The following is a 20804-nucleotide window of genomic DNA, read 5'->3' as shown; positions in this document are numbered from 1 at the left end:
GTCAGTCCACCGTGAAGTAGTCGGGACCGGAGTAGCGTCCGGAGGCCATCTTGGTGCGCTGCATCAACAACTCGTTGAGCAGTGTGGAGGCTCCGAAGCGGAACCAGTGCGGGTCGAGCCAGTCGGGTCCGGCGACCTCGTTGACCATCACGAGGTACTTGATCGCGTCCTTGGCGGTGCGGATGCCGCCGGCAGGCTTGACCCCGACCTGCTGGCCGGTGGTCGCGCGGAAGTCGCGAACCGCCTCGAGCATCACCAGGGTCACCGGGAGGGTCGCGGCCGGCTGGATCTTGCCGGTGGAGGTCTTGATGAAGTGGGCGCCGGCCAGCATCGCCAACCAGCTGGCACGGCGTACGTTGTCGAGGGTCTGCAGTTCACCGGTCTCGAGGATCACCTTGAGGTGGGCCTCGGTGCCGTCGGGGCGGCGGCAGGCCTCCCGCACGGCGACGATCTCCTCGAAGACGTGCAGGAGGTTGCCGGAGAGGAAGGCGCCACGGTCGATGACCATGTCGATCTCGTCCGCGCCGGCTTCCACGGCGTCGCGGGTGTCGGCGAGCTTGATGTCACGCGCGGCGCGACCACTGGGGAACGCGGTGGCCACGGCGGCGATCTGGACGCCGGAGTCGCCCAGGGTCTCGCGGGCGGTCGCGACCAGGTCGGGGTAGACGCAGACGGCGGCGGCGGCCGGGCAGGTCGGGTCCGCCGGGTCGGGGCGCATCGCTTTGGCGGACAGAGCGCGCACCTTGCCCTGAGTGTCCTGGCCCTCCAGGGTGGTCAGGTCCACCATGCTGATGGCCAGATCGAGGGCGTAGGCCTTGGCGGTGGTCTTGATCGAGCGAGTGGCCAGGGTCGCGGCGCGTGCCTCCGCGCCCACCTGATCCACCGCGGGAAGACCGTGGAGGAAGCCGCGGAGCGACGCGTCATTGCGTGCGATCTCGGCGGCGTCGAGGGTTGCCGTCATAGGCCTCAGCATAGGGTCGTCGGGCGCCGCGAGGACAACCCACGTCGGCGTCCAACCGATCACTGGCCGATCACCGGGGCAGGACAGGAGCAACGATGGCCGAATCAGCCGAGGAACGCTTCCCACCGAGCGGCTCGAGTCGCCTCCTGGGCGTCCTCAGCCTGGTGGTTCTTGCGGCCTTTCTGGGCTGGTCGGTGGCGACGTCGGTGTCGCTGGTGGTGATCCTCGGGACAGTCGTCGTCGCGGCTCTCGTGTGGGCCTACAACGTGCGCCCGAGCCTGCGCATCACGGGGGAGAACCTGGTGCTGCGCAACCCGCTTCAGACGATCACCATCCCGGTGATCGCCATCGAGTACGTCCGGGTCACCTTCTACGTCGTCGTACGCATCGGGGATCAGCGCTTCACCTGCCCCGCCATCAGCCGCTCCCGGAGGAAGATGACGACCCCGACCGCCGGGATGATCTCCGGCGCCGAGGCCGGCCCGCTGGGTGGCGAGGTCTATCCCGACCTCGTGGAAGCCAAGATCACCCAACGCGCTCGCGAACTCCGCACCAGCCGGGGCGTGGAGCTCTTCACCCCCGAACACGAGACGTACGCCGCCCAGGTGGTCCGCACCTGGGCGTGGCCCGAGATCGCGGTGCTGGTGATCTCCGTCGTCGCCCTGGCCGTGGTCGTTCTCGCACGCTGAGGAGAACCGCGATGCGGGTTGAGGGGGACGCGGCGACGCTGGTTGAGGTGCGACGAGCCCCTGGGCGAGGAGCCTCGAAACCACCGTCGCAACAATCCGAAGCAGCCCCACACCGCAGCGACGTTCGTGATCCCAGCGGTCGCGGTGGGCATGCTCTTGCACGTCGTCCGCGGGAAGCCGATCGTGGCTGGACGGCGCGTGCCGCTTGTTCCGGGCCGATACTCGATCAGCGCAGGGCGTAGGTCGCTAAGGAAACACCCACGTAGTGCGCGATGAAGGCCAGAATCGTGAAGGAGTGAAACACCTCATGGAAGCCGAACCACTCGGGATTCGGATTCGGCTTCTTGAGGCCGTACACCACACCACCGAGGGTGTACAGCAACCCGCCTGTCACGACGAGGCTCAAGGTCGCGATCGCCATAGGAGTGCTCAATCGATGGGCGCCATCGATGAAGTCGGGGATGAAGAACACAGCAAACCATCCGAGCCCGATGTAGATCGGCGTATAGAACCATCGCGGGGCGCTGGTCCAGAAGACTCGGAAGAGCACTCCAAGAAGGGCGCCGCCCCAGATGCCCGCGAGCAGCCAGGCGCGCGCGTTGCCGTCCAGCAGCAACATCGCGAAAGCCGTGTACGTGCCTGCAATCAAGATGAAGATGTTCGAGTGATCGAGTCGGCGCAGCAGCGCCCAGACGGCTGGCTGCCACGTGCCGAGATGGTAGAGCGCCGAGATGCCGAACAGCAGCAGAGCGGCCGAGATGAAGACCCCCGATCCGACCTTTGTGCCGACCGACGGGGACAGCCAGACCAAGACGATTCCAGCAGCCGCCACGAGCGGTATAGACCCGGCGTGGAGCCATCCCCGAAGCCGTGGCTTGACCTCAGCCATCTTGTCGGCCATCACCAGCACGGCCGCATCATGGTCCAGAAACTTGGTCACCACGCCATCATGAGCCCCGAAAGAGCAGCAGGCGAACCGGCGGTCGCTTTGGCGTGCCTGCCGACTAATTCCAGGAGTGGGTGGACTCAACTGGTTGTTGCAGGGGTTTCGAGTCGACACGTGAGGTGCAGGTGCCACCTCGCCCACATCCAGGCTCTACGGCAACGCAGTCGGGTGTGGCCCAGCGCGCCGCGTGGAGCTCCGCCACTGCCGTTGGCATGATCGCGGCCGCCCTCCGAGGGCGTAAAGGCCGTATTGGAGGTCTCCCCCTGAGAGGACGTTAGACCGCGCCGACACGCGCCGGAATGACATACCCCTATAGCGCGGGGCGCGGCAATAGCGGATGGCGCAGCCAACAACTGCTCCAGCCTGGCACGATGCGGGCCATGGTTCAGTTTCCTGCGGCGCTCAAGCGTGGCGATCGCATCGGAGTGACGTCACCCTCGGCGGGAGTTGAGGGTCCGGCAGCCGACCGGATCGACTTCTGCGTCCAATGGCTGCGCGAGGCGGGCTTCGACGTTGTCGTCGGCGATTTGATGGGCGGATCAGGCATCACCTCGGGTCGCGCCGTCGACCGTGCGGCCGAGCTCACCGCCATGCTGTGTGACCCGGAGATCAAGTGCGTGATCCCACCCTGGGGCGGAGAGACCGCCATCGATCTGGTGGATCTGCTCGACTGGGACTCACTCGCTGACGCTGAGCCGACGTGGCTGGTGGGCTATTCCGACATCTCCACGATCCTGCTCCCCATCACCACCCGCCTGGGCTGGGCCACCCTGCACGGCGACAACCTGGCCGATACGCCCTACCGCGCACCGGATGGGCTGTTGAGCTGGCTGGACATCGCTTCCGGACCAGGCCCGCATCGCCAGCACGATTCCGGCCTAGTGGCCAACTGGTCGCGGTTCGAGGAGGACGCCCAGGCCACGGAGTGGAAGACATCCGGCGCAGGCCGATGGAATCTCTACGGCACCGACTCCCTCCACGTGAGCGGCCGGCTCATCGGGGGCTGCATCGAGACGATGTGCAACCTCGCCGGCACTCCCTACGGCGACGTCGCCATGTTTGGGCGCCAGTACGCCGACGAGGGGCTGATCATCTATCTCGAGGCATCCGAGGACGAGGCGGCCACGATCTGCCGCAACATGCACGGCCTGCGGATCGCTGGGTGGTTCGAGCACGCTCGAGCGATCTTGATCGGCCGGACCAAGGCGCCGGACAACCCTAAGATGTCCCAACGCGATGCGGTCCTCGACGCTCTCGGTCGGCTCGACCTGCCGATCGTTTTCGATCTCGAGATCGGTCACGTCCCGCCCCACCTACCCCTAGTCAATGGGGCACACACGACGCTCACTTTCAACGGAGAAACCCGCGAGATCGTCCAGCAACTCTGCTGACGCCAGCCCGTAACCGGATTTTCCGGATGTCATCAGGAATGGGCCTAGAGTCCCCGATCCAACGGCAACCGCCAACCAGCGCAGAGCGGGGTCGAGCGCGCTGTGCGTCAACAGTTGAGTGCGTCCGACTCGCGGCAGAATGACCCGCATCCCGGGGAGGGTTGGAGCGGCGACCTCGTCCCGATATCGACAAGAGCAATCGAGTCCTAGACTCGGTCGGCGAGGACTGTCGGTGGGTTGCTATTCAATGAATTCATGACTGATCAGCCGCTCGATTCGAGCCCCTCGGGGGCCGAGTCACCCGACGCCTCTGAGGAGGCACTCGCGGCGCTGCTCGGGACCAATCGGTCGATCGCGGACCTGGAGGTCATCAAGCTCCGGCAGATCGTGGAGTGGATCGTGATCAACGAGGTCGACCCCGTAACGCATGAGAAAGGGATCTTGTGTAACCGGGCGGTGCGGACCTCCGGTGAGGGTTCCCCGTTCGTCACGGAGTTCGACTTGATGGAGTTCTCAGCTGTTTTGGGGTTGACGACCGAGAGTGGTGAGTTCTACGTCGCCAAGGTCGCTGAGCTGCGCTACCGGTTGCCGCTGTTGTGGAACGCGGTGGAGGCCGGGAAGATCCCGGCCTGGAAGGCGATACGGGTAGCGGAGTGCACCTACTCCCTGCCCGAGGCCGGTGCCCATCACGTTGACCGGCACCTGGTCCTGACGGCTGGGTCGTGTTCGTGGGCACAGGTTGACCGACTCGTGGAGGAAGCGACCGCTCGGTTCGACCCCGAGAAGGCTGAGGAGCAACGCAAGCGGCGTGCGGACCGTCGTCGGTTCGACATCGGGTTGGGTCATGTCGGGATCGACGGGGTCGTCCAGGTCGACGCGTCGCTGGATCTGGCGGACGCGTTGGATCTCGAGGCCGCTATTGGGTCGGTCGCCCACCAGTTGCTGGGGTTGGGGTGTGAGGAGTCGTTGGACGTACGGCGTTCGATCGCGGCCGGCGAGATCGCCCGTGCTCAGGGGGCGCTCGACTTGGACCCAGGGGCCGGTGGTTTCGAGGCTCGTCGCCCAGGGGCTCCTCACACCTCAACCAACGGCGATGGTGACCAGCGGACCTCGAAACCAGCGCCCCGCACCGTCGTGCTGCACGTGCACCTGACCGACGCCGCGATCCGTGGGGAGGACAACGTCGCACGCTGTGCCAACACCCGCACCCCGATCACCGTGGAGCAGGTCAGGTCCTGGTGCGGGCAACCCGACACGCGGGTCATCGTGCGACCGATCCTCGATGTCGACCAGCACCACTTCGTCGAGGCCTACGAGATCCCGAGGCGGCTCGAGGAACAGGCCGAGATCACCGCCGGGACGTGTGTGTTTCCCTACTGCACCCGTGATGCGGTCAAGTGCGACAAGGACCACGTGATCGCCCACGCCGACGGCGGGCTCACTTGTTCGTGCAATCTGGCGCCTTTGTGCCGGAAGCATCATCGAGCCAAAACCCACTCCCGATGGTCCTACGTGGTGCTTGATCCTGGGGTCTACCTCTGGACGACCCCGACCGGGTTCGACCTCATCCGTGACCAACGCGGAACCCGGCGAGTGCTGACACCTGACCCGGGCGATCCAGCCGAACCCTGACCACCAAGCCCCGACAGCCCGGCCACCCACGTGGGGTCGGGCTACAGGCGCGTCACGACCAGGCGCTACAGACCTGCTGCGGCCCTGATCGAAGACCGTAGTGCGTCCAGGCGACCGGCCGCGGAGATCCGTGCGGCCTCGACGCCGTCCTCGGGGTTCACCGGGACGACGACCTCGAGGTAGCACTTGATCTTGGGCTCGGTGCCGCTCGGACGGACGATGACCCGTCCACCCTCGGCCAGCCGGTAGCGCAGACCGTCGGTCGGCGGGAGGCCGCCGACGCCGTCGGCCAAGTCCTCCGCGGCCTCGACGGCCAGACCACCCAACTCCACCGGCGGGTGCGCCCGCAGGCGCTCCATCGCCGAGGAGATGATCGTCAGGTCATCGACCCGCACCGACAACTGGTCAGTCGCGTGCACCCCGTGCCGGCTCGCAATGTCGTCGAGTACGTCGGAGAGGGTCCGGCCCTCCGCCTTGGCGTTCGCCGCCATCTCACACACCATCAGCAGGGCCGAGATGCCGTCCTTGTCGCGCACGTGCTCCGGGTCCACGCAGTACCCCAGCGCCTCCTCGTAGCCGAACGCCAGACCCTCCACGCGGGCAATCCACTTGAAGCCCGTCAGCGTCTCGGTGTAGTCCTGTCCGGCCGCGGCAGCCTGTTTGCCCAACAGGGAGGACGACACGATCGACGCTGCGTAGGTCCCCGTCTTGCCCTGGTCGAGAAGATGTTGCGCGAGAAGTGCGCCGACCTCGTCGCCCCGCAGCATCTGCCACCCGCCCGGCCCAGGAACCCCCACCGCACACCGGTCGGCGTCCGGGTCGTTGGCGATGACGATGTCGGCGTCGTGGGTCCGCGCCAGCGCCATCGCCAGATCCATCGCGCCCGGCTCCTCCGGATTCGGGAACGCGACGGTGGTGAAGTCGGGGTCCGGCTGCTCCTGCTCGGGTACGACGATGGGGGAGGTGAACCCCGCCGTCTCCAGCACGGCCATCGCCGAGATCGCACCCACCCCGTGCAGCGGGGTGTAGACGATCCGCAGGTCGCGCGGACCGTCCTGCGCCAACTCGGCCACGGTGTCGAGGTAGCGGTCGACGATCGCCTCGTCGAGCACTTTGCCGGCCTTCCCCCGGGGCACATCCGCGGCCCCAGGCGCCGCGTCGATGTGCGCCGAGATCTGTGCGTCGACCGGCGACACGATCTGGCTCCCGTCCCCGAGGTAGACCTTGTAGCCGTTGTCCTCCGGCGGGTTGTGACTCGCGGTCACCATCACCCCGGCCGAGCAGCCCAGCTCACGGATCGCGTAGGCCAGCACCGGCGTCGGCAGCGCCCGCGGAAGGATGTGGGCCCCCAGTCCTGCGCCGGTCATCACCTCGGCGGTGTCGCGCGCGAAGACCTCGGAGTTGTGGCGGGCGTCGTAGCCGATGACGACCGGGCCGGTGGTGCCCTGTTCGCGGAGGTACGCCGCCAAACCGGCGGCCGCCCGGGTCACCACGATGCGGTTCATCCGGTTGCTGCCGGGTCCGAGGGCGCCACGCAGCCCTGCGGTGCCGAAGGCCAGCGTGCCGTCGAAGCGGTCCGCCAGGTCGGCCTGTGCCGCGGCGTCACCGGACTGGGCGGTCGCGATCAACTCCCCGAGGACCGCGCGGGTCGCGGGGTCGGGGTCATCGGCGACCCAGGCGTGGGCGCGGGCGAGCAGGTCGGGGTCGACGTTGTCCATCAGAGAACCGTAGCCCCGAACACCGGCGGTCCGGAACGAGCCGGGTCGGTCAGTCGTCGGTTACGCGTCGGAGGAGTCGGAGGGGGAGGCAGGGGAGTCCCCGACGGTGTTGTCGATCACGGCACCCTCAGGCCGGTTCTCATCGGCCAGGCGCCGGGCCCGTTCCTCCTCGATCTCCTTGATCTCCTCCTCGGAGGGCGGGTTCTCGCGGAAGCTCTCCGCGGGATCTGACGTACCGGCGGCGGTGTCCCCCTGCTCGGCGTTGAACGCCTCGACGGTCGGCAGGGTGACGCCACTGTTGTCGATCTCGGCACCCTCGGGGCGGTTGGCCGGGTCCAGCCGACGCTCGCGCTCCTTCTCGATCTCCTCGATCACGTCCTCGGGAGGAGGCTCGGTGAGCCGCGCGTTCGCCGCGCCCTGCTTGACGGGCTCGTCGGTCGCCTCCGCGGTCTCGCCGTCGTGGAGGTCGCTGGTGTCGGTGTCATCAGCCATGAGATCGACTGTGCCACGCCTCACAGGTGAAGCAAGGGCCGTGAACCTGTTTCACCCGTCGGGGTGAGGGTTGCTCAGGTCAGGCGATCCATGGCGGGACGGTAGAACGACTCGCCCGCGAACGGACCACCGACGTACGCCGCCTCGGCCCCGTCCTCGGGGCGCTCGACCAACCGATCGGCGAACTCCTCGGCGTCGTCCAGCGGCTCGTACCCCAGCGCACGGCCGGGCTCGAGATCCCACCAGGCGCGGGTGTTCGCCGAGATTCCGTAGAACACTGCGTACCCCGGGGCGGGGGTGGTCAGAGCGGCGTCGACCATCCGGACCGCGTCGTCGTGGGAGAGCCAGGTCGACAGGTTGCGCTGGGTCTCCGGGGCCTCGAGGAACGACCCGATCCGACACGCGACAGCGTCGAGGTCGTACCGGTCGGCGTAGAGGGAAAGCACCGCTTCCGCGGCGACCTTCCCCACGCCGTAGAAGGTGTCCGGCCGGGGCCGGGTCTCGACGCCGACGGACTCGCCGTCCGTCGGGCGCGGCGTACGGCCGACGGCGTGGTTCGAGGAGGCGTAGACGAAGCGTGAGACCTCGTGCTCCACACAGGCGTCGAGCAGGGTGCCGGTGGTGACCACGTGGGAGGACAGGGACGCTTCCAGGCCAGCCTCTCCCGGATGGCCGGCGAGGTGGAGTACGGCGTCGAAGTGGGTGTGGGCGAACACGTCCGAGATGGCGTCCGGGTCGGCACAGTCGGCGACGTGCCACGCGATGGTCGACCCCTCGGGACGGGTCACCCGGTCCAGGCCGACGATGTCGTGGCCACGGTCAGCCAACCCGACACACAGGACGGCGCCCATGCTGCCCGCTGCGCCGGTGACGAGAACTCTCATGGGTGCCTCTCAGAGCTGTGGGATGGGAGCGGTGGCCATGCCGACCGCCATGGCGATGACGTTGTTGATGAACGGCTCTGTCGCCAACTGCACCCGCATGTGGCTGCCCTCGACCAACTCGGGCTCGAGGTTCATCGTGCGTGCCCGGTCGGCCACGGTCTTGAGGAGGAAGCCCATGATCAGCGCGGCGCGCTCGGTGCTGAGGATCTCCGGCATCTCCGGCATCCGGTCGACGATCAACTCGAAGACCTCGAATCCGCCGATGCGGGTGAGGATCTCCACGACCTCGGGGGGATGGGCGTCCGGGCCCTGATCGGCGAGGTCGGCCAGCACCGCGAGGTAGGCGCACCCGAGGCTCCCGGTGGCGCTCAACTCGATCGCGGGTCGCACGATCGTCTCGAAGCACGACGCGAGGTCGTCCGAGGGCTGGGCCAACGCGCGGGCGAACAACTCGGCCTCACGGGACGCGATGAAGTCCAGGTGCTCCTCGAGGACGGCCACGAGCATCCCGGTGCGGGAACCGAAGTGGTAGTGCACCGCGCCCCGGTTGCGTTGACCGGCCTGACGGGTGATCGCCAACAGCGACGCCCCGTGGACCCCCGCGGCCGCGAACTCCTGCGTGGCGGCCGCGATGAGCAGTTTGCGGGTCTCCTCGGAGGAGCCCGGGAGGGGGCCGGTGGTGCCGTCGAGGACAGTCATGTCAGATGGAGGGTACGACGCGGCTCAGGAGCGACCCCATGCGAGAGGCTGCTGCTCGGCCCGCTTCCAGAACCTCGTTGTGGTTGAGGGGTTCGCCGCTGATCCCGGCGGCAAGGTTGGTGACCAGGCTCAGTCCCAGCACCTCCATGCCTGCCTCGCGAGCGGCGATGGCCTCCAGGGTGGTGCTCATGCCGACCAGGTGACCGCCCATCGCGCGGACCATCCCGATCTCGGCCGGGGTCTCGTAGTGAGGTCCGGGGAACTGGACGTAGACGCCCTCGTCGAGCGTCGGGTCGACCTCGCGGCAGGCCTGACGCAGACGTGGGGAGTAGAGATCGGTCAGATCGACGAAGTTCGCCCCCACGATGGGCGAGGTCCCGGTGAGGTTGATGTGGTCACTGATCAGGACCGGGGTGCCGGGGGACCAGGTCTCCTTCAGGCCACCGCAGCCGTTGGTCAGGACGATCGCGCGGGCGCCCGCGGCCGCTGCGGTGCGCACACCGTGCACCACCGCGGCGACACCCTTGCCCTCGTAGAAGTGGGTACGGCTCAGGAACACCAGCAGTTGGCGATCGCCCGCCTTGATCGAGCGGATCTTGCCGGAGTGGCCGGCCACGGCGGCCGCGGAGAAACCCGGCAGGTCGGTGACGTCGATCTCGGCGGTGGCCTCGCCCAATCCGTCTACGGCGGGCAACCACCCACTACCGAGGACGAGGGCGACATCGTGTCTCTCGACGCCGGTCAACTCGGCTAGTCGTTCGGCCGCCTGTGCTGCCAGGTCATGGGGGCTGGTGTCACTCACCGACGCACTCTAACCGTCCCGGTGCCGGAATCCCCGGCCCACCGGGGATTCCGGACGTTGTAGAGCTACAGGCCGGTGGAACGGCAGTCACGTCGACGCAGGGCGTGGACGTAGTCGGCGGGGGCTCCGGCGGCATCGGCGGCCTCGGAGAGGACGCCGAGATAGGACGCGGAAGGCAGTCCGCCCTCGAAGGCGTCCAGCACGTAGGTCCACGCCACCACCTCACCGTTCATGGTGGACACCCGGACCTTGGTCTTGCGGTAGAGCCCCCGGTCGGCGCTCTCCCAGCCGTCGAGTTGGGCCATGTCCTCGGCGGTGATGTCGTAGACCGCCACGAAGACGTGCTCGAAGGAGTCCTGCACGATCGTCGCCAGCGAGCCGTCCCACCCGTGTTCCTCACCGCCGAAGGTGAGTCGCCAACCCTCCAACCACCCGGTCGTCTGCAGCGGGGAATAGGGGCAGCGGTCGCTCATCCGGGCCGGGTCGAGGTTGGTCCCGTAGGCGGCGTACAAGGTCACGGCCACAGGGTAGCGAGACCTTCAGCATCATTGGGCATAGGCTGAGGGGGTGACTGACTTCGATGTCCTTGTTCTCGGTGCCGGCCCCGGTGGGTACGTCGCCGCCATCCGTCTAGCCCAACTCGGCAAGTCCGTGGCCGTGGTGGAAGAGAAGTACTGGGGAGGTGTCTGCCTCAACGTCGGTTGTATCCCCTCGAAAGCGCTCCTGCGCAACGCTGAACTCGCCCACGTGCTCACGCACGAGAAGGAGAAGTTCGGCATCGAGGGCGATGCGACCATGAAGTTCGGGCCCACTCACGCCCGCTCCCGCAAGGTGAGCGACGGCATCGTGAAGGGTGTCCACTTCTTGATGAAGAAGAACAAGATCAAGGAGATCGACGGGTGGGGGACGCTGACCGGCGCCAACTCCATCGATGTCGCCAAGGACGGAGAAACGTCCTCCTACACCTTCGACAACCTCATCATCGCCACCGGCGCCACGACCCGACTGATCCCGGGCACCGAGCTGAGCGAACGCGTGGTGACCTACGAGGAGCAGATCCTCGACGAGAACCTCCCCGGCTCCATCGTCATCGCCGGATCCGGCGCCATCGGCGTCGAGTTCGCCTACGTGATGAAGAATTTCGGGGTCGACGTGACTATCGTGGAGTTCCTCGACCGGATGGTCCCCACCGAGGACGCCGATGTCTCCAAGGAACTGGCCAAGCACTACAAGAAGCTCGGCGTGAAGGTCATGCTCTCGACCAAGGTCGAGAAGATCGACGATTCCGGCGACAAGGTGAAGGTCACCGTCTCCAAGGACGGCAAGGAAGAGGTCCTGGAGACCGACAAGGTCATGCAGGCCATCGGCTTCGCCCCCCGCGTGGAGGGCTTCGGCCTCGACGCCCTCGGCGTGACCGTGTCCGACCGTGGCGCCATCGAGGTCGACGGACGCGGACGCACCAACATCGACAACGTCTACGCCATCGGTGATGTGACCGGGAAACTGATGCTGGCCCACACCGCCGAGATGATGGGGATCGTGGCCGCGGAGACCATCGCGGACGCGGAGACCATGGAGATCAACTTCGACATGATTCCGCGGGCGACGTACTGCCAGCCCCAGATCGCCTCCTTCGGCTACACCGAGGCTCAGGCCGAGGAGAAGGGGTACGACGTCAAGACGTCCTCCTTCCCGTTCTCCGCCAACGGCAAGGCCCAAGGCCTCGGCGAGGCGGTGGGCTTCGTGAAGATCGTGGCCGACGCCGAGCACAACGAGATCATCGGCGCCCACCTGATCGGTCCCGACGTGACCGAGCAGTTGCCGATGTTGACGCTGGCCCAGCAGTGGGACCTGACCGCGGACGAGATCGCCCGCAACGTCTTCGCCCACCCGACGCTCTCGGAAGCGGTCATGGAGGCGATCCACGGGATCGTCGGTCACCAGATCCACATGTGATCGCCGCTGGTGCAGTAGCCCTACCGACCAGCGAAGGAGAGCCATGAGCGAGAAGGTCGTCATCCTCGGTGGCGGACCCGGCGGATACGAATCCGCCCTGGTCGCCGCCCAACTGGGCGCCGAGGTCACCGTCGTCGACTCCGACGGCATCGGAGGGTCGGCCGTGATCACCGACTGTGTACCCAGCAAGACCCTGATCGCCACTGCCGAGTTGATGACCGACATGGCCGACGCCGCCGAACTCGGGGTCCGCTTCCGCGGTGCCGACGGTGACGACGCCACGAGCATCACCGTCGACCTGGCGCGCGTCAACGCACGGGTGAAGCGCCTGGCGCTGAGCCAGTCCGAGGACATCGTTCGGCGTCTCGAGAAGGAGAACGTCACCGTCGTCACCGGGCGCGGTCGCCTCGACGGGCCCGGGCGGGTCGTGGTGGGGGACCAGACCCTCGAGGCGGACGCCATCCTGATCGCCACCGGTGCGGCCCCCCGCACCCTGCCGACCGCTCAACCCGACGGCGAACGCATCCTGACCTGGGAGCAGGTCTACGACCTCACAGAGGTCCCCACCTCGGTCGTCGTGGTGGGTTCCGGCGTCACCGGGGCGGAGTTCGCCAGCGCCTACCTCGCCCTGGGCATCCCGGTCACCCTGATCTCTTCACGGGACCGGGTCCTGCCGGGCGAGGACGCCGACGCCTCCCTGGTCCTGGAGGAGGTCTCCAAGCGACGTGGGATGAATGTGCTGAGTCGGTCCCGGATGGAGTCGGTGGTCCGCAACGGCGACGTCGTGACCGTCACCCTGACCGACGGTCGGACCGTCGAGGCCTCGCACTGCGTGCTGGCTCTCGGATCGATCCCCAAGACCACCGACCTCGGCCTCGAGGAGGCCGGTGTGGAGGTCGACGATGGTGGGTTCGTCAAGGTCGACCGGGTCTCGCGGACCACCGCCCGTGGCGTGTACGCCGCCGGTGACTGCACCGGGGTGCTGATGCTGGCTTCGGTGGCCGCCATGCAGGGCCGGATCGCGATGTGGCACTTCCTGGGCGACAACGTGCGCGCGCTGGACCTGAAGAAGGTCTCCTCGAACGTGTTCACCGCCCCGGAGATCGCCACCGTCGGGTGGTCCCAACAGGCCGTCGACGCCGGCGAGATCCAGGCCGAGTCGGTCATCCTCCCGCTCTCGGGCAACCCCCGCGCCAAGATGCAGGGCGTCCGCGACGGCTTCGTCAAACTCTTCTGCCGCCCCGGAACGGGCATCGTGGTCGGGGGAGTGGTGGTCGGCCCGCGGGCCAGTGAACTCATCCACCCGGTCGCCATCGCGGTGGCCGAGTCGCTGACCGCTGATCAGTTGGCCCAGACCTTCACCGTCTACCCGTCGCTGACCGGTTCCATCGCCGAGGCGGCCCGGCGGTTGCACCGGGTCTGAACTTTCAGCGACCGACCTCTCAGGAAACTTTCAGGATGTGCGTAACGTCACGTTTTCCTGAGCGTTGAGCAGGTGATCGCGCCCGTACGGCGGGCGCCCCTCGCGAGAGGCACCCCTGTGCGCCGAATCCTCACCGCCACCCTGTCCGCTGCGGCCGTGCTCCTGGCTCTGCTGGTGCTACCGGCGCCCGGTGCCTCGGCTCACGTCGAGCGGCCGTCGTACTGGCCCGACCCGAAAGCCGACTGTCAGGTTTCGCCGTGCGCCGGGGGGAAGATCCCCAAGACGCGCTCCCTGGCCTCCGCGCTGGTGAACAAGAAGCCGGGCGAAACGCGGGTCGTGTGTCGGAAGGACTCGATGCGGCGCGTGAAGCGCGCGGTCCGGGTGGCCCGCGTCAAGGGGTACGACATCCGCCCCACGGTTCACAAGAAGTTCGGGCCGGCTCAGGCGAAGCGCCTGCTCCAGGTGAACCGGAAGCTGTTCAAGCGCTGCGACTACCGGCAGATCCAGCCCGCGGTCACCGACTCGAGCAACAACGACCGCGTCGTGGTCATGCCTGGGCTCTACCGCGAGACCCGTTCGCGGCGCCAACCCACGGGGGACAAGTCGTGTGCGAAGTACCGCACCGAGTCCGACAGCGGTGACCCCGGCGCGCTGTCTCACGACTTCCAACTGAACTGCCCCAACGACGCCAACCTGATCGCCGTCATCGGCCGGGGCCCGGACAACGGCACCGCACCGAGCCCGCCGCGGGAGGAACGCCACGGCATTCCCGCGCTGGGGAAGTGCATCCGGTGCAACTTCCAGCTCGAGGGCTCCGGGGTGAGCGCCGACGACGTGATCATCGAGGCCGGCAACGCCAAGGCCGGCAACGGCGGCCCCTCAGCCGTGGGACACAAGAAGGACGTCGGGGTCTTCGTCGATCGGGCCGACGGCTTCGTCCTGCGCAACGTCACCGTCCGGCACGCCCGCGAGCACGACATCTACGTCCTGGAGACCGACGGCTACCGCCTCGAACGCTTCAAGGTCTACTACGCCGGCGGCTACGGCGTCCTCACCTTCACCGGCGACCACGGTCTGATCCAGGACTGCGACGCCGCCGGGCACGGGGATTCGGGCCTCTACCCGGGCTCCGGCGCGGACTCGACCGACAACCGGTACAAGAAGTTCTACCCGAAGTTCCGCTACAGCCAGACGGTGCGTCGCTGCGACAGCCACCACAACGCCAGCGGCTTCTCCGGGACCAACAGCCACGGCACTCTCGTGACCCGCAACAACTTCTACGACAACGCCCTCGGCTTCACCACCGACGTGTTCACCGCCCCCGGACACCCGGGTTTCCCCCAGCACGGCAACACGGTCTCGCGCAACAACTTCTACTCGAACAACTTCAACCCGTTCGCGAAGAGTTCGGATGTGAAGCCCTTCATCGCCGCGCCCGTGGGAACCGGTCTGTGGCTGGCCGGTGGCAACAACAACCTGGTGCGCAACAACCGGTTCTACGACAACTGGCGGCGCGGCACGATGCTGTTCGCGGTGCCCGACGCCACGGTCTGTGGACCCCCACCGGTCGGTAGTGAGACTCCGGTGCCCGGGTGCGAACCGGCCGGTGTCTCGACCTCGTTCGGGAACCGCTTCTACGGCAACACGATGGGGGTCAGCCCCGCTGGCAAGAAGCTGCCCAACGGGACCGACTTCTGGTGGGACAGTTTCCCGGGCAACACCGGCAACTGCTGGTGGGGCAACAAGGCGGCCTCCGGCGCCCGCATCACCAGTGCCCCGCCGCGGCTTCCTGACTGTGCAGGAGGGACCCGGCCGGCAATGAGCGTCGGCACCGGCGATCTGATCAACGAGGGCGAGTTGGTCGCTTGCCTGGCGGGGTTCGAGGTCTCCGGCTACCCGGCCGGCAACCCCTACTCGTGCACCTGGTCCAAGACCCCCGCCAAGCCGAGCGGGAGCTCGACACCCCTGTTGCGTGCGAAGGCCGACCCCGAGCAGGGCGCACAGCTCGCCTCGGTCTGTGCGGCAGGGTTGTCGCCGAGACTGTGCGAGGCCGTGACGACCCTGCGGCCACCGATGGCGCTGCGCGACCTGTTCCGTCCCTCGCTGGTGGACAAGAACCTCCCAGCGGCCACGCTGCCGGCTCGGGTGAGCACCCAGCCCCTTGGCACGATCACCTGCAGCTGGTGGAGGCGAGCCGATCGCAGTGACCGCCTCGCGATGGTGCAGCGGATCCGCGACTACGCCACCGCGCCGATCAACGGCCGCGGCGGCGACGACGCCTACGGATACGGGGCCGGTCTCTCCGACACCCGTGCCATGCGGCTCCTGCAGGGCCGATGCAGCACCTTCGAGGCAGGTCCCTTCGCGTTGTACAAGATCTACGGCGCGGCGGCTCCATTCTCGGGCTACGTGGGCTGATCACCCCGGGTCCCCGGGGTGGCGGGCCGGAACTACAGGGGAGTAGTTCAGCCGAAGTCGTTGCGGCGCTCCGGGGAGCGTGATGACATCAGACGTCCCACTGGTGCACCCCAGTCACAACGCGCCGCCTTCTCACCCCCGGAGATTCCCCTCATGCGCCCGCTCGGAACCCCTCGGTCAGCACTGCGCCACCTGCCCATCGCCATTCTCACTACCGTTCTCGGAGCGACACTGATGGCGGTGTCTCCCGCGCCCTCCCAGGCGGCCGGCGACACCTGGTCGGTGCCGCGCTCGGCCACGGTGACCCTCACCGGACACGGCTACGGTCACGGACACGGTATGTCGCAGTACGGCGCCTACGGGGCGGCCAAACAGGGCCTCACCGCCCAGCAGATCACCGACTTCTACTACCCGGGGACCTCGCGGGGGACCAGTGGCGGCAAGGTCAGCGTGCTGATCAGCGCCGATCAGGGCAACAACGTGATCGTGCTGCCCCGCAAGCGGCTGATGGTCAAGGACAGCGCGGGCGGGGGCAAGGTCGTGCTGCCCACCCGCAAGAGGATCTCGAAGTGGCGGATCGCGGTCGCGGGCAACGGCAAGGACCGCGTGTCGTTCCGGGTGAACCGCAAGTGGCGCAAGTGGCGTGACCTGCGCGGCACCGGCGAGTTCGTCGCGGCCGGGCGCCCCATCACGCTGGTGACCCCGGCGGGGAAACGGGCCTACCGGGGCCGACTGCGCGCCGTACCCGCCCCGGGCGGAGCCCGCCAGCGGGACACCGTCAACGTCTTGTCGCTGGAGAACTACCTGCGAGGCGTCGTACCCCTCGAGATGCCGGCCAGTTGGCACCCCGAGGCCGTCGGGGCGCAGGCGATCGCCGCGCGCACCTACGCCTCCTTCGAACGGAACCACCCGCGCAGCAGCGGCTACCAGATCTGTGACACCACCTCCTGCCAGGTGTACGGCGGCGCGTGGGCCGAGCACCCGGCCTCCGACGCGGCGATCCGGGCCACAAGCAAGCAGATCCTCACCGCGGACGGGGAGCCGGCCTTCACCCAGTTCTCCTCATCCAGCGGCGGGTGGACCTCCGCGGGCTCCCGGCCCTACCTCGCGGCCCAGGAGGATCCCTACGACGGCTTCTCCGGCAACTCCGTGCACGACTGGACCGTCACCGTCTCCGACTCGACCATCGAGCGGGCCTTCCCGGGGATCGGCGACCTCACGAACATCGCGGTCGATCGTCGGGACGGCAACGGCCAGTGGGGTGGACGGATCCTGGCCATGACCCTGACCGGATCGAAGGGATCGCAGTCGCTCTCCGGTGACACCTGGCGCAGCGCGCTGGGCCTGCGGTCGACCTGGGTGAACTTCTCCGTTCGTTCCCGGTAGTTCTAGCCGACGACCAGCACCAGGTCGCCGCCGTCGACGGTCTGGGTGCCCGTGAGCGCCAGGCGCTGCACGGTGCCGGCCACCGCTGCGGTGATCGAGGCCTCCATCTTCATCGCCTCGATGGTGGCCACGGTGTCCCCGACCTCGACGGTGTCGCCCTCGGCGACGGTGATGGTGACGGCCCCCTGGAAGGGGGCGGCGACCTGTCCGGGCTTGCCGGGGTCGGCCTTCTCGGCGGCCGCGACCGCGGAGGCGACCGAGGTGTCGCGCACCGAGATCGGGCGCAACTGGCCGTTGATCAGCGCCATCACGGTCCGGTAGCCGCGCTCGTCGGGTTCGCTGATGGCCTGGACGCCCAGGATGAGCTTGACGCCCTCACCGAGGGAGACCTCATGCTCCTCGCCCTGCTGCAGTCCGTAGAGGTAGTCGAGGGTCGGCAGCACCGAGATGTCGCCGTAGCGTTGCCGGGCTTCGTTGAAGTCGCTGGTCGGTCCGGGGAAGAGCAACTCGTTCAAGGTCTGTCGCGGGGCCACGCGCAGGCCCTCGGACTGCTCCTCGGTGAGTTCGGGGGTGGCGGGTTTGAAGGTGCGTCCGGCCAGGGCCTTGGTGCGGAACGGCTCGGGCCACCCTCCCGGTGGGTCACCGAGCTCACCGTGGAGGAAGCCGATGACCGAGTCCGGGATGTCGAAGGAACCGGGGTCGTCGGCGAACTCGGCGGGGTCCGCGCCCGTCGCGACCAGGGCGAGGGCGAGGTCGCCGACCACCTTGGACGACGGGGTCACCTTCACGACGTTGCCGAGGATGTCGTTGGCGGCGGCGTACATGTCCTCGACCTGCTCGAACTTCTCACCGAGGCCCAGGGCGATCGCCTGCTGGCGCAGGTTGGACAGCTGCCCGCCGGGGATCTCGTGCCGGTAGACGCGACCGGTGGGGGCCGGCAACCCGGACTCGAAGGGGGCGTAGACCCGTCGGGTCGCCTCCCAGTAGGGCTCCAGCGCGTTCACCGCGGCCAGTGACAGTCCCGTCTCGCGATCGGAGTGGTCGGTCGCCGAGACCAGGGCGGAGAGCGGCGGTTGAGAGGTGGTTCCCGCCATCGCGGCGCAGGCGGCGTCGACAGCGTCGACCCCGGAGTCGATGGCCGCCAGGAGCGTCCCTAGTTGGCCACCCGGCGTGTCGTGGGTGTGCAGGTGGACGGGCAGATCGAAGTTCTCCCGCAATGCGGTGACCAGGCGGCGGGCGGCCGGGGCCCGCAGCAGACCGGCCATGTCCTTGATGGCCAGGACGTGGGCGCCGGCCTCCACGATCCGTTCGGCCAGTCGCAGGTAGTAGTCCAACGTGTAGAGCTTCTCGCCCGGATCCGACAGGTCGCCGGTGTAGCACAGCGCGACCTCGGCGACGGTGGTGTTGGTTTCGCGCACCGCCTCGATGGCCGGTCGCATCTGCTCCACGTCGTTGAGGGCGTCGAAGATGCGGAAGACGTCCATCCCGGTCCTGGCGGCCTCCTGGACGAAGGCGTTGGTCACCGCCGTGGGGTACGGCGTGTAGCCCACCGTATTGCGCCCGCGCAGCAGCATCTGCAGGCACACGTTGGGGACCGAGCGGCGCAGCGCGTCCAGGCGCTCCCAGGGGTCCTCGGTCAGGAACCGCAGCGCCACGTCGTACGTCGCCCCGCCCCAGGCCTCCAGGGACCACAGTTCCGGGGTGGTGCGGGCGACGTGACCGGCGACCGCGACGAGGTCGCGGGTCCGGACGCGGGTGGCCAACAGGGACTGGTGGGCGTCGCGGAAGGTCGTGTCGGTGACGGCGACCTGGTTCTGGGCACGCAACCGGCGGGCGAACTCCTCCGGACCGACCGAGAGGAGGAGTTGGCGGGTGCCGTCGGGGGCCGGGACGTCGAGGTCCACCGCGGGCAGTTTCGTCGCCGGGTCCAGGGTGACCGGGGCGGGACCGTGCGGCTGGTTGACCGTCACCTCGGCCAGGTAGCTCAAGAGTTTGGTGCCTCGGTCGCCCTGCCCGCGGGCCTGGATCAGCTCCGGGTGGGTCTCGATGAAGGAGGTCGTGATGTTGCCGGCCATGAAGTCTTCGTCGCGTAGCACCGCCTGGAGGAACGCGATGTTGGTGGAGACCCCACGGATCCGGAACTCGGCGATGGCCCGTTGCGCCTTCTGCACCGCGAGGTCGAAGGTGCGGCCCCGACAGGTCAGCTTCGCGAGCATCGAGTCGAAGTGGGCCGAGACCTCGGCGCCGGTGTAGGTCGTGCCGCCATCCAGCCGCACCCCCGCGCCCCCGGGGGAGCGGTAGGTGGTGATCATCCCGGTGTCGGGACGGAAGTTGTTGGCCGGGTCCTCGGTGGTGATCCGACATTGCAGGGCGGCCCCGCGGACCGTGATCGACTCCTGGGTGAGCCCGAGATCGTCCAGTGTCTCGCCGGCGGCGATGCGCATCTGTGACTGGACGAGGTCGACGTCGGTGATCTCCTCGGTGACCGTGTGCTCGACCTGGATCCGAGGGTTCATCTCGATGAAGACGTAGTTGCCGGCAGGGTCGAGGAGGAACTCCACGGTGCCGGCGTTGCGGTAGCCGATCTCCTTGGCGAAGCGGACGGCGTCGGCGCACATCGCGTCCCGGATCGCCGGATCGAGGTTCGGGGCGGGGGCGATCTCGACGACCTTCTGGTGGCGCCGCTGCACCGAGCAGTCCCGCTCGAAGAGGTGGATCACGTTGCCGACGCCGTCGGCCAGGATCTGGACCTCGATGTGCCGGGGTTCGGTGACCGCTTGTTCGATGAAGACCGTGGGGTCTCCGAAGGCTCCCTCGCCCTCCCGCATGCAGGTCTCGACGGCGTCGCGTAGGTCGGCCGGATCGTCCACCCGCCGCATGCCTCGCCCGCCGCCACCGGCCACGGCCTTGACGAAGAGGGGGAAGGTCAGGGCGGACGCCGCCTCGACCAGGGCGTCGACGTCGGTGGACGGCTCGACCGAGGCGAGGGTCGGCACCCCCGCAGCCTTCGCCGCGGCGATCGCGCGGGCCTTGTTGCCGGTCAGTGTCAACACCTCGGCCGTGGGGCCGATGAAGGTCAGACCGGCGTTGGCGCAGGCCTCGGCGAGGTCGGGGTTCTCGGACAGGAAACCGTAGCCGGGATAGACCGCATCCGCCCCGGACCGCAGCGCGGCCGCCACGATCGCCTCCGGGTCGAGGTAGGCCCGGACCGGGTGGCCACGTTCACCAATCTCGTAGGCCTCATCGGCACTCAGCCGGTGCTCGGACCACCGATCCTCATAGGGGAAGACCGCGACCGTGCGAGCCCCCACCTCGTAGGCCGCGCGAAAGGCACGGATAGCGATCTCGCCGCGGTTGGCCACCAACACCTTGGAGAACATGACCGCAGATTAACGTTCTTGTGGCGT

16 protein-coding genes are annotated in these 20804 nt (G+C 68.1%); 7 read left to right on the top strand and 9 right to left on the bottom strand.

Annotated features, from left to right (window positions below):
• Position 1 precedes the first annotated feature (1 nt).
• Positions 2 to 961 (bottom strand): deoxyribose-phosphate aldolase, encoded by a 960-nt coding sequence (deoC, locus tag ACYVLV_RS01895; protein ID WP_460807252.1) that lies wholly within the window; start codon positions 959 to 961, stop codon positions 2 to 4.
• Between the two features lie 95 nt (positions 962 to 1056).
• Here deoC and ACYVLV_RS01890 point away from each other — a divergent pair, with 95 nt between their 5' ends.
• Entirely contained in the window at positions 1057 to 1650 is a 594-nt protein-coding gene (locus tag ACYVLV_RS01890) for a hypothetical protein (RefSeq protein ID WP_460807250.1), read from the top strand.
• 226 nt (positions 1651 to 1876) lie between these two features.
• On the opposite strand, the gene trhA is transcribed toward ACYVLV_RS01890, so the two are convergent.
• Positions 1877 to 2590 carry a PAQR family membrane homeostasis protein TrhA gene (trhA, locus tag ACYVLV_RS01885; RefSeq protein ID WP_460807248.1) on the bottom strand — a complete coding sequence of 238 codons (714 nt, stop codon included), beginning with the start codon at positions 2588 to 2590 and terminating at the stop codon, positions 1877 to 1879.
• Between the two features lie 386 nt (positions 2591 to 2976).
• Between trhA and ACYVLV_RS01880 the strand changes: the two genes are divergently transcribed.
• Together ACYVLV_RS01880 and ACYVLV_RS01875 are read left to right on the top strand one after the other, a co-directional pair.
• Positions 2977 to 3987 (top strand): S66 family peptidase, encoded by a 1011-nt coding sequence (locus ACYVLV_RS01880; RefSeq protein WP_460807246.1) that lies wholly within the window; start codon positions 2977 to 2979, stop codon positions 3985 to 3987.
• Between the two features lie 255 nt (positions 3988 to 4242).
• Complete coding sequence (locus ACYVLV_RS01875; protein WP_460807244.1) at positions 4243 to 5619, top strand: HNH endonuclease signature motif containing protein; 1377 nt, start codon at positions 4243 to 4245, stop codon at positions 5617 to 5619.
• A 65-nt stretch (positions 5620 to 5684) separates the two neighbouring features.
• Here ACYVLV_RS01875 and ACYVLV_RS01870 read toward each other — a convergent pair whose 3' ends face one another.
• The 6 genes from ACYVLV_RS01870 to ACYVLV_RS01845 all read right to left on the bottom strand — a co-directional run bounded on the left by ACYVLV_RS01870 (position 5685) and on the right by ACYVLV_RS01845 (position 10732).
• Positions 5685 to 7337: a phospho-sugar mutase gene (locus ACYVLV_RS01870; RefSeq protein WP_460807243.1), complete on the bottom strand. Its 1653-nt coding sequence runs from the start codon at positions 7335 to 7337 to the stop codon at positions 5685 to 5687.
• 60 nt (positions 7338 to 7397) lie between these two features.
• The gene (locus ACYVLV_RS01865; protein WP_460807242.1) at positions 7398 to 7829 is read right to left on the bottom strand and encodes a hypothetical protein; all 432 of its coding nucleotides are present in this window, start codon (positions 7827 to 7829) and stop codon (positions 7398 to 7400) included.
• A 74-nt stretch (positions 7830 to 7903) separates the two neighbouring features.
• Complete coding sequence (locus tag ACYVLV_RS01860) at positions 7904 to 8713, bottom strand: NAD-dependent epimerase/dehydratase family protein (RefSeq protein ID WP_460807240.1); 810 nt, start codon at positions 8711 to 8713, stop codon at positions 7904 to 7906.
• 9 nt (positions 8714 to 8722) lie between these two features.
• Positions 8723 to 9412, bottom strand: a complete 690-nt coding sequence (locus tag ACYVLV_RS01855) for a TetR/AcrR family transcriptional regulator (protein WP_460807239.1) — start codon at positions 9410 to 9412, stop codon at positions 8723 to 8725.
• A gap of 1 nt (position 9413) precedes the next feature.
• Entirely contained in the window at positions 9414 to 10214 is an 801-nt protein-coding gene (locus tag ACYVLV_RS01850) for a purine-nucleoside phosphorylase (RefSeq protein ID WP_460807238.1), read from the bottom strand.
• Between the two features lie 65 nt (positions 10215 to 10279).
• Positions 10280 to 10732, bottom strand: a complete 453-nt coding sequence (locus ACYVLV_RS01845; protein WP_460807236.1) for a gamma-glutamylcyclotransferase — start codon at positions 10730 to 10732, stop codon at positions 10280 to 10282.
• Positions 10733 to 10781: 49 nt separating this feature from the next.
• Between ACYVLV_RS01845 and lpdA the strand changes: the two genes are divergently transcribed.
• The 4 genes from lpdA to ACYVLV_RS01825 all read left to right on the top strand — a co-directional run bounded on the left by lpdA (position 10782) and on the right by ACYVLV_RS01825 (position 17397).
• Positions 10782 to 12170: a dihydrolipoyl dehydrogenase gene (gene lpdA, locus ACYVLV_RS01840; protein ID WP_460807234.1), complete on the top strand. Its 1389-nt coding sequence runs from the start codon at positions 10782 to 10784 to the stop codon at positions 12168 to 12170.
• A gap of 43 nt (positions 12171 to 12213) precedes the next feature.
• Positions 12214 to 13593, top strand: coding sequence for an NAD(P)H-quinone dehydrogenase (locus ACYVLV_RS01835; protein WP_460807232.1), 1380 nt, complete (start codon positions 12214 to 12216; stop codon positions 13591 to 13593).
• A gap of 117 nt (positions 13594 to 13710) precedes the next feature.
• On the top strand, positions 13711 to 16011 hold the full coding sequence (locus ACYVLV_RS01830) for a right-handed parallel beta-helix repeat-containing protein (RefSeq protein WP_460807231.1): 2301 nt from the start codon (positions 13711 to 13713) through the stop codon (positions 16009 to 16011).
• 240 nt (positions 16012 to 16251) lie between these two features.
• Positions 16252 to 17397, top strand: coding sequence for a SpoIID/LytB domain-containing protein (locus ACYVLV_RS01825; protein ID WP_460807229.1), 1146 nt, complete (start codon positions 16252 to 16254; stop codon positions 17395 to 17397).
• A 2-nt stretch (positions 17398 to 17399) separates the two neighbouring features.
• On the opposite strand, the gene ACYVLV_RS01820 is transcribed toward ACYVLV_RS01825, so the two are convergent.
• Positions 17400 to 20777 carry a pyruvate carboxylase gene (locus ACYVLV_RS01820; RefSeq protein WP_460807227.1) on the bottom strand — a complete coding sequence of 1126 codons (3378 nt, stop codon included), beginning with the start codon at positions 20775 to 20777 and terminating at the stop codon, positions 17400 to 17402.
• Between the last annotated feature and the right edge of the window lie 27 nt (positions 20778 to 20804).

The sequence above is a fragment of the Nocardioides salsibiostraticola genome, assembly GCF_054783655.1.
This window is presented reverse-complemented; position numbering and strand designations above follow the sequence as displayed.